This is a genomic window from Aliterella sp. E5.1, assembly GCF_057473825.1.
In genome coordinates this window covers 1-8524 of the sequence record NZ_JBYCCV010000132.1, presented here as the reverse complement: position 1 = coordinate 8524, position 8524 = coordinate 1, and the positions used below count along the sequence as shown (strand labels likewise).

Sequence of the window (8524 nt, the reverse complement as noted above, 5' to 3'; positions counted from 1 at the left end):
ACGTCTGTTGGCAAACAGGACAGAGATAGCGTTGATGTCCGTTGGGCATCTTGCCGTGTTTATGGGCTTTAGAATGATCACACAAAGGGCATTGCATGGACGAGTTGCAGATGAGAGATCCCCTCTACTCTACCAATCCCACGTTTATTTGACGCACTACCGACAAACGCTTCTTATATAGAAGAATGGGTAATCGATAAAGAAGACGATGACTTGCTACCACCGCCCCAAAATGAGTTTGAGCAAGGATTTAATCACGGGCGATTAGACGCGATAGACAAATCAATCCCGCTTTATACAAAAGCCGAATGCGAGTACACCAGAGGATATGTAGAAGGTCATAGACAACACACAAAACCCTACATACCAACTCCGCCTCCTAAACCTCGTGCTTGGTCAGTCACCTATAACCAAACGTGGCAATGGTATGTAGTGTGGGTAGGCGATCGCGCTATTGGTCGAGCATTTGACCATGAAGAAGCCGAACGAATAGGGCAAAAGTACATTGCTGGTGAAAAGAGTTGGCAGGAGCATCGAGAGCGAGTTTTGGCGGCATACGCTGGTTGATTGGCTGAAGCGGACAATTACAAGAGGAAATTGGAGCATTTTTCCCCTGCTCCAATTTCGCTATTTTTGAGTTGTGTTTGCATTGACACTCACGGCGACTCTAGGTCGGTTGTCTCCTCAAGCAGCCCGACTTCTTCATTGTGCAGTATCTGCTCCATTGCCTCTCCCATCAAAAAATCCTGCCATTCCTTAGCAGTTTTTGACGGGTCGAGTGCAGCCAATTTCTGAGTAGCAAGCTGTAGGGCGAAGATGGTAGCGGTAAATAGTGCCATTTCTTCAGGTTGCAGGCTTATTTGCTGCTTGCCAAATCCGCGACCTGCACTGGTTCGTTTAGAGCGCTTACTCACGATGGAAACGTTAATAGAGAACGATCCCAGCATATCGCTTCTACCACAATCTATGTCACTTTCTAGATGACCGGATTAACTAAAATCCAAACAGTAGAAGCTTTTGGAAGTCAATATTAGAGACTCAGGAGACTCAAAGATGGAAAACACTACATCTCTAGCATTGTTAATGTGCGCGATCGCCTTTTTAATTACTGTAGCTCAACTTGCATTATTTCGAGCATTGTTCAAAACCTTCACCGCAACTCAACAGAACAAACTAAGAATAGCCCGACGCGGCAGTTAGGACTGAAATTTAGAACAACTAAAGAACATAGGAGAGATCGATGAATTTTCAGAGCATAACCCTTAAAACACCCCATAAACAGAGAATTATCATAGAAATCGATATCCTCGGTGAGGAGGTCAATTTAGATAAGTACCAGAAGATAGCCGACCGTTTAACAGACCTTCTTTGTCAAGAGGCATGGTTAGCTAACCCACCGGAAAAACTAACGTTTAATACCAAAATTTCGCTACAGTTGCTCCCGCGAAAGACGCACGACCAGGTGGAGCTACCGCATACTACTGGGAACGAGCGGGTGACTAATGTGATCACGCGAGGAAAATAAATAATATGTACGAGCATCACATCAACGAAATGGCATCAAGTCTAGTAGAAGCAAGACTAGCCACTGACTGCCAAGCAGTAGAACAGGTACTAGCCAAATACTAGGCAGACAAAGTAGCAGTCGTTTGGACAACCGACGACGTGCATAGTATTCAAAAAGACTTCGACGAGGATACCTGCTTGTCTTCTCTCTCAGAAGATCGGGCAATTGATATATTGCATGAAGCCTTTAATAGCCACGATGCCGAACAGGGTATCACTTGGGAAAGCCTACGTTACTGGAGCGGGGAGCTTTTAGAAAAACCACGTACTTAGCAGTAATTAAAGACAGCGATTGCGAGGAGATTGGCAAAATTCAGGCTCAAGCACGAATAAATATCAACGATTAAGAGCATTGCAGCATCAGCTACTGGGAAAAAGATTCCTCCTTCCCAGTAGCTCTGCTATTGGTGCTTTGTAAATGTCATGGTGAATACCTCAGCAGAAATTAGATAGCGAACGCCCACGAGCAACAGCGAACAAAGTAAAAACAGTCACTACTCAAATTAACAAGAAATAAAGCAATGAATAATGAACTTGAACGCGACCAGTTTACAAGCGATGAATTTATTGACAAGAATGCTGCGTTGCCAACAGTAATTGTTTTGAACGACCAACTGCACTGCGGCTATTTTATCCCAGTCAGTACGATGGCAAAATGTGGATGGATTGACTTCGACGAATCGCAGCTAATTAGCCATACCTTTCGTTCTGGAGAAGTAGAGCAAGGGGTATTAATTACCAATCCTCGTATGCTAGTTTGCCCCAAAACAGAGCTTTACCAGTATGATATTGAAGCCTCCGAGCAACAGCGAAAAAGAGCAATTGTCGGACTGTATGACGCAGCATTGAAAGATGACAAAAACATTAGAACTGAGCGATTGTATCTGATATTTTTCCTAGATGAAAACAATAACCCGTTACATTCGTTGCCGCTCAAGTATGCAGCAAGAGGAGTCAATGGGGCAACCTTTGAAGTAGAAAGACGCACATTCAAAGCCCAATTAGAAACTTGTCATGCCTTAACAAATCAAGTACCAGCTAAACCAAAGAACGATTTATTTCATGCTTTAGGCGTGTTTTGCTTCACAACTAGCGCAGAATTAGTAGGAGAAAAACAAAATAAATCGTGGTGCTGTCGAGTAGTAGGTCATGAAGTACCCACAACAGAGAACTGGAAAGATTACTTTGTCGGGTACACGCAAATCAAGGACTATGCTTGGTCAGCATTAGAGCCAGGGCAGAAGATAGATGTGCTGTCCATGCCAGCGCTAGAAGCAGAAGCCCGTGCAGTAGCGGCACTGTCACCTATAGATGAGTTAGATAGTGCGGAACCAAGTTACGGGCATGGGGCGAAGTCTAATGCTAGATTGTTTGCCCAACCGATGGTAACTGCAAACTATCAAGATGCGGACGTTGGGTTTTAATGAAGCGTTGATAGGCGAAAAACTGCTGCTTGGAAAAAGGAAACTAATTCCTTTTTCCAAGCAGTAATTATTGATGGATAAATAAAACAGATAGGAGATTAGAAATCTTATTTAGTCCATCTGTTTTGTAGCAACAGAGTGAGACTTAGCAATGCTAGAACCAGTATTTACCAAACAGAAAAGCCTTGACCAATTACAGTACCTTTTGAAGCATTATCAGCAGGTATATCCTCAAGCCAAACAGCAAGGCAAAATTGTGTTGCGGCACTACATCAAAAAATTGAATCACCAAATTCAACATCTGCAATTTCGTTCCAAGCACCGATAGATTTAAAGGAAGCGATTGCACTCTGGAACACCCGCGCCAGTTCCCCTAGCAGTCAATTGGAAACTCAAACACCTGAGCAAAACAATGAATAAAATCATCGCAGCAACTCTGTCATTGTCCTTGCTAACGTTTGCGCCACCAAAATTAGCTCAAGTAACGATAGATTTTCAATTCTTACCAACAAAACAGCAGCTAATCCAAGTAGTGGAAAGTGCTACCAAAGACAAAAACTACTCTACCGCATTACTAGTTGCCAACAATGCTATTAAGCTTTTCCCCGACTACGCAACGGCTTACTTTTACAGAGCGATCACATTAGGTAATTTAGGCAACCCGAAAGATGCAAGATTAGACTTTGAGCAAGCCAAAAAGCTTTATCTCACCCAGTTAAAAAGTGTTAAGATTAGCCCTCAAGAAAAAAGCGAGGCACAGGTCAAGTTGGAAATGATTGAGCAGCTTTTGTTATTACTTAAGTCTTAGCTATGGGTAAATGCACAGCTTTAGAACCAGCCCCGACTAGGTTCTATGCTCCATCCGGGCTGTTTACTGATGAGGATTTGCAGAAATTAAACGCCGAGTGCTTGGGTGAAGTCATCGTGTCCCCCGGTGGCAGCTTCCGATATCGGGTGGTTTCAGGTCCGCTCTGTCGGCTCTATTGGGAGCGGGGCAAGCCTCAGCCTAATGTGAACGAATCTTCGTATGTGCGAAACTCTAGCGGTAGAGGCTGGACGCGATCGCATTCTAATTTTCTTTCGTACCAAGTAGTAGGTGGCAACTTCGTCACGGTACGGTGGCAAGCGCCAGGACAGCAAAGCAAAGTTTCTAGTAACATTAATAGTAAAATTGCTGCCAATTCACCTAAGTCAATAAGGAAAAAATCATGCCTGAACGTGCCGATCGCCCAATACGGAGGAGTGCATTAATAGTTCTGTTTTTTGTTGTTTTGTTTTTTCTAATGAGAGTGGGTGCGATTAGAGTTGTCGGGAAATAAGACCAGAAATCCTTGAAAAACTTATGTAGTAAGCGTTTTAGGCGCTATGTGTAGAAAACGCTGTAACCTATGTGTAGCAAGAATTGCAGGCATTTTCTCATTATTTCCCGACAAGTCTATTATCTATCCATTAGCATTTACATTCGTTAAAAATCATATTAATCAGGGCAGCGAAATACAGGAAGTCATTGCCAAACTATTAACTTGTACACTGCAAGCTCTTGAACTGGGTAGTCTAGGCTGTGCTTATTGGTGTCTTGTGCGTTTCGAGAAAGATGTCCCAAATGCTTTTTTCCCAGCACTTTTTGGGAGTATTCCGATGATACTCATATCAATTGTTTTAATGGAACTAATTGGAGGCTTTTGAGAACAAACAAAGAATATGCTGAATTTGCAAAGACCATTAAGCTTTTTGTTTTATAGTTTAACTGATTAGTATTTAACGGCTTACCTTGCTTTAGCCCAAGGAAAGAAAATTATGGAACTCGGCGATAAACCATAAAAATTGCTGAAATTACTAATAGCTATTACGTTGTTCTTAGCTATTGTTGGTGTAAAACAAATGATCCAAAGAAATAGTGTTTCTACTATGTTTCCTGCCTCAATTGCCTCTATTGGTGGGGCAAGTGAAATCATGCTAGGTGGTCTAATAATTGGTCAATTAACTCCGATTTTAGGTATTTTTCTGACTGTTTTTAGTGGAATATTTATGGCAGTATTAATTGTAGTGATAGTAAATTCTTCATTTGTCGCATAGGATTAAGCCCTTTTAATAGCTCTTCTTAAATAACACCCACACCCGCCAGTCGCTACTAGCGGGTTTTCTTTTACCTACAGGACATTAATAATGTTTAATTTACAGGTAGCCAGAAAGTTTTTGTTTTATAGTTTAGTTGGTATATGTTTTACTGCTTACCCTGCTTTAGCTCAAGGAAAGAAAATTGTGGAAACCGATCAAACGATGGAAATCCTCAACAATATTTTAATAGGACTTTTAATACTATCGACAGTTTTTGCTTTTACCTTATTGTTGCTAACAACTTTTCTAATTACAGTTCGATCTAATTTATCTACAGTTCCTCCAAGTTTAGTACTACCTTTGGGTTTAATAGCCTTTTCGCTAATAGATAGTTTCTGTATAGGTGAATTTATGCCAATTTTTGCTTATTTGATAGCTGCTAATGGTGCAGTAACAACGTGGGTATTAGTTTTAGCATTTGCCAACACTTAAAACAGATTATTTCTCCCATTCCACTAACTCAAATAAAACTCTACCCATACCCGCTAGTAGTGACTAGCGGGTTTTGTTTTACCTACAGGATTTAACTTAATGCTGAATCTAACCAGCCACTCGCTTAACCCCAAGGATGAGCCAACTTTGCAGCAGCTAGAAACCCACCTGCAACAACTGAGCTTTGACAAAAAAGCAGCAATAGCGATTGCTGCCCTCTATGAAGCAACAGAACCATCCGCTATCTACTTTGATTACGTTTGCGATCGCTCCAGCAAATTTAACCAATCAATTGCCTTGCTCCAAGAACTATCAACGGTCGGCAAACTAGCAGTGACTAGAGCTATAGCAGAGGAATTAGCGGTATTACAGCAATTGCAGGGGGTAGTGTAATGAATCCTCGAAACTGCCCGTTTTGTAACTCTAGAATCTCGGTAGTAGACAGTGCAAAAATCTATGGTCGCAGCTACGGATTTATCTACTTATGCAGTGCATACCCCAATTGCGACGCTAGGGTCGGCTGTCATCCTGGCACTATTAAACCGTTGGGAACGTTAGCCGACAGGGAGTTGCGGAGATGGCGCAGTCTTGCTCATCGCCAGTTCGATCCACTTTGGAAGCTAGGGGTTTTTAAGACCCGCAATGCCGCTTACAAGTGGCTCTCCAAAGCAATGAAATTACCTTTGAGAAACACTCATATTGCCATGTTCGACATCCGGCAGTGCCAAAGAGCGATCGCAATTGTTGAGGGTTTTAGCAAACAGAAGCAACACATCAAAACAAATTATTGCTAAAGAGGATAATCTTATGAAGTCCAAAGTGATCGCTATTAAGCCCCGTGATGGATTTGATTTACTTGCTGTGTGGGAAAAAGATGGCAGAAAGTGGCACCTGTTAGAACTAGCTCGTCCTCAAAGGGCAATTGCTCTAGCCCAGGAAAACTCTAAGACGCGGCTGGTGTTTCCTACAGAGATCAATCCAAACTTCTTAGGTAAGGAGCGTTGCCGGAAAAATGCTTCGAGGGAGTAATCAAGTTCTACTAATTATTGACGGATAGTTGATGACGGCTAAAAAATAATTAAGCATTGTAGTAGTTTTAGAATATTGGCTGCTGAATAGACGGGCTGTAGAGTCAAGCTATTAAGAACATCAAGTCCCTTAATAAATTGATACTTTCAATTCAAATTTTAGCTCAAAAGTAAGAAGCCAATCTCTACACGCCAGACTGTATCAAAGTGATTTTAGTTAGGTCTGCACAAAAATTACTAACTTTCTTATTTAAAGCAATTTCTCTAAGTTTTATAACCATTACTTCGGTGATTTCTTTAGACAATTGTATTCTACAAACAAATATTAGCTGCTTTAATTCAAGCGAGTTCGACCGATAATCATCTGCCATTTAATACTAACAATGAAATTTATTGTGGTGCAGCTAAGAACCCCTCACTAAGACCAGCATCGCGTAATCGTGATGCACCAATTGTTTCTGCTTGATACTGTCAAACCTGCTAGGTGGGCTTGCAAACCTGCCGTCCTAGCACTATCTATGTTTTCTAAACAAGTAAATGCTCAAGTGGCATAAAACCTGCCATACTTTTGCTCAATCGTCGTCATCATCTTCTTGTTCGGTATTTTCAGGCGCTTCTTCAGCCTCTCCTCCCCCAAAATCGCAGGCTGACAGAGGCATCATTAAACCCAATAGCAACAGAAAACTAATAATTGGCGATCTCATCAAAATATTTTCTCCTTTTTTGTCGTTGTCCGGGCGTGGCAAAGACGTAGTACGGCTAAATCTTTACAGTAAGATTACTAATTATTCTACATCGTCGTCATGAGTGAAGCGGAGGTTGAGCAACTCTAAGGCATGATTGCACAGCTTGTAGTATTGCGGATCTTCCATAATTGCGGCGCGAACGCACGGACGGGCAAAAGGAATGTCTAATACTTCGCCAATATTAGCTGCTGGTCCATTGGTCATCATCAGCAAGCGCTCGGCAAGCAACAGTGCTTCATCAATACCCTAAGTAATCATTAAGACAGTACATTGGTTTTCTTTTGTCACTTTCGGGAGAGTACAATCTAGAACCTGCTGTAGTTAAGGATTTTGGCAAAACGGCTACAAGAAAAGTTCGATGTTAGAAAATAAAGGGTGAAAGCTATACATTACAAACTTCTTCAAGTTTTAATTTGTTTTTTCTTTACTCAGAGTGACAAAAGAGGGGTAAGTCTGATAGCTACCGTCGTCAGGCTGCTACCGAGCGCTTGAACAATTCTCTATCATCCTAATCGCTCTATTTTTTTGTTTCTATTCGCAAGCGATCTGTACTTGTCGTTTCGATCTGAACTTCCTTTTCGCGTCAACTACCCGACAATAATCTGTCACGACACGCAAAACACTTGACATTTAATACGCCTCACGCTTATGCACTATTTATTGCATTCATACTACAAAAATGATACAGATATTTAAGGGAGAAACAAAATGACCGAAATCAACTTCCCGATAAGCTGTGCTGAAGTCTATTGGTACATTGCCGATTTTGACTCGGTTAATAGCACTGACATAGCTCAAAAGACTGGATTAGCAAAAAGTACAGTGCAACGTCATCTACGCGCACTGGAGAAAAGTAATGCAATAGAAGGGCAAGGTCGTCCTAAGCAATACCGCGTCAGTGACGATATTCCTAGTAAAACACTAGAGTGGTTGAGAAAATTTGAGGAGTTAGCGCGGATGACTCGTGGTCTTAGAGGCAAGAGGCTACTGCCTCTAGGACAGGTTTGGATTGAGGGATTAATGCTCGAAGTAAATGAGCCTTTACAGTTAATTTCTGCTACTACAGTATTAAAAGAGATCGCCCAAGTGTCTTTAGGAGTTGTCGATAATGCTCCACTAGGCGAGGATTACAAAGGATTTTTATTATTGCCAGCTTTGAGTGAACATGGCTGGCGATGTGATTTCAGTATGCCTGATGGGAGCTTTCGTC

Annotated in this window: 17 protein-coding genes and 1 pseudogene; 14 read left to right on the top strand and 4 right to left on the bottom strand. The window is 41.7% G+C overall.

Translation table 11 applies throughout. The features are described from left to right. Window positions 1-97, bottom strand: a 97-nt coding sequence (locus AC2VE5_RS22670; RefSeq protein WP_486886923.1) for an IS1/IS1595 family N-terminal zinc-binding domain-containing protein, incomplete at its 3' end; no start/stop codon positions are given. 116 nt (window positions 98-213) lie between these two features. Here AC2VE5_RS22670 and AC2VE5_RS22665 point away from each other — a divergent pair. Next, window positions 214-567 (top strand): hypothetical protein, encoded by a 354-nt coding sequence (locus AC2VE5_RS22665; RefSeq protein ID WP_486889937.1) that lies wholly within the window; start codon window positions 214-216, stop codon window positions 565-567. A gap of 89 nt (window positions 568-656) precedes the next feature. Here AC2VE5_RS22665 and AC2VE5_RS22660 read toward each other — a convergent pair whose 3' ends face one another. Continuing rightward, window positions 657-947 carry a hypothetical protein gene (locus tag AC2VE5_RS22660; RefSeq protein ID WP_486889936.1) on the bottom strand — a complete coding sequence of 97 codons (291 nt, stop codon included), beginning with the start codon at window positions 945-947 and terminating at the stop codon, window positions 657-659. A gap of 106 nt (window positions 948-1053) precedes the next feature. Between AC2VE5_RS22660 and AC2VE5_RS22655 the strand changes: the two genes are divergently transcribed. The 12 genes from AC2VE5_RS22655 (at window position 1054) to AC2VE5_RS22600 (ending at window position 6569) form a co-directional block, all read left to right on the top strand. Next, a complete protein-coding gene (locus AC2VE5_RS22655; RefSeq protein WP_486889935.1) occupies window positions 1054-1200 on the top strand; it encodes a hypothetical protein in 147 nt (48 codons plus the stop codon). A gap of 465 nt (window positions 1201-1665) precedes the next feature. Next, window positions 1666-1839: a hypothetical protein gene (locus AC2VE5_RS22650; RefSeq protein ID WP_486889934.1), complete on the top strand. Its 174-nt coding sequence runs from the start codon at window positions 1666-1668 to the stop codon at window positions 1837-1839. A 248-nt stretch (window positions 1840-2087) separates the two neighbouring features. Continuing rightward, the gene (locus AC2VE5_RS22645) at window positions 2088-2990 is read left to right on the top strand and encodes a DUF5895 domain-containing protein (RefSeq protein WP_486889933.1); all 903 of its coding nucleotides are present in this window, start codon (window positions 2088-2090) and stop codon (window positions 2988-2990) included. Window positions 2991-3141: 151 nt separating this feature from the next. Then, entirely contained in the window at window positions 3142-3318 is a 177-nt protein-coding gene (locus AC2VE5_RS22640; protein WP_486889932.1) for a hypothetical protein, read from the top strand. Between the two features lie 84 nt (window positions 3319-3402). Then, window positions 3403-3798 carry a hypothetical protein gene (locus AC2VE5_RS22635; RefSeq protein ID WP_486889931.1) on the top strand — a complete coding sequence of 132 codons (396 nt, stop codon included), beginning with the start codon at window positions 3403-3405 and terminating at the stop codon, window positions 3796-3798. A 2-nt stretch (window positions 3799-3800) separates the two neighbouring features. Then, window positions 3801-4241, top strand: a complete 441-nt coding sequence (locus AC2VE5_RS22630) for a hypothetical protein (RefSeq protein ID WP_486889930.1) — start codon at window positions 3801-3803, stop codon at window positions 4239-4241. Window positions 4242-4355: 114 nt separating this feature from the next. After that, window positions 4356-4676, top strand: a complete 321-nt coding sequence (locus AC2VE5_RS22625; protein WP_486889929.1) for a hypothetical protein — start codon at window positions 4356-4358, stop codon at window positions 4674-4676. Between the two features lie 138 nt (window positions 4677-4814). Beyond that, complete coding sequence (locus AC2VE5_RS22620) at window positions 4815-5066, top strand: hypothetical protein (RefSeq protein WP_486889928.1); 252 nt, start codon at window positions 4815-4817, stop codon at window positions 5064-5066. Window positions 5067-5156: 90 nt separating this feature from the next. Beyond that, a complete protein-coding gene (locus AC2VE5_RS22615) occupies window positions 5157-5540 on the top strand; it encodes a hypothetical protein (RefSeq protein WP_486889927.1) in 384 nt (127 codons plus the stop codon). A gap of 99 nt (window positions 5541-5639) precedes the next feature. Next, entirely contained in the window at window positions 5640-5933 is a 294-nt protein-coding gene (locus AC2VE5_RS22610) for a hypothetical protein (RefSeq protein ID WP_486889926.1), read from the top strand. Next, window positions 5933-6334 (top strand): zinc-finger-containing protein, encoded by a 402-nt coding sequence (locus tag AC2VE5_RS22605; RefSeq protein ID WP_486889925.1) that lies wholly within the window; start codon window positions 5933-5935, stop codon window positions 6332-6334. Before AC2VE5_RS22610 ends, AC2VE5_RS22605 begins: the two co-directional genes overlap by 1 nt. A gap of 13 nt (window positions 6335-6347) precedes the next feature. Further along, window positions 6348-6569 carry a hypothetical protein gene (locus AC2VE5_RS22600; RefSeq protein ID WP_486889924.1) on the top strand — a complete coding sequence of 74 codons (222 nt, stop codon included), beginning with the start codon at window positions 6348-6350 and terminating at the stop codon, window positions 6567-6569. A gap of 571 nt (window positions 6570-7140) precedes the next feature. Here the strand turns inward: AC2VE5_RS22600 and AC2VE5_RS22595 are convergent. Together AC2VE5_RS22595 and AC2VE5_RS22590 are read right to left on the bottom strand one after the other, a co-directional pair. After that, on the bottom strand, window positions 7141-7272 hold the full coding sequence (locus tag AC2VE5_RS22595; RefSeq protein WP_486889923.1) for a hypothetical protein: 132 nt from the start codon (window positions 7270-7272) through the stop codon (window positions 7141-7143). A gap of 81 nt (window positions 7273-7353) precedes the next feature. Further along, window positions 7354-7590: pseudogene (locus tag AC2VE5_RS22590) on the bottom strand (ABC transporter ATP-binding protein); the annotation flags it as partial. 432 nt (window positions 7591-8022) lie between these two features. Between AC2VE5_RS22590 and AC2VE5_RS22585 the strand changes: the two are divergent. Further along, window positions 8023-8524 (top strand): ArsR/SmtB family transcription factor (locus AC2VE5_RS22585; RefSeq protein ID WP_486889922.1); only part of this gene is annotated, 502 nt, incomplete at its 3' end.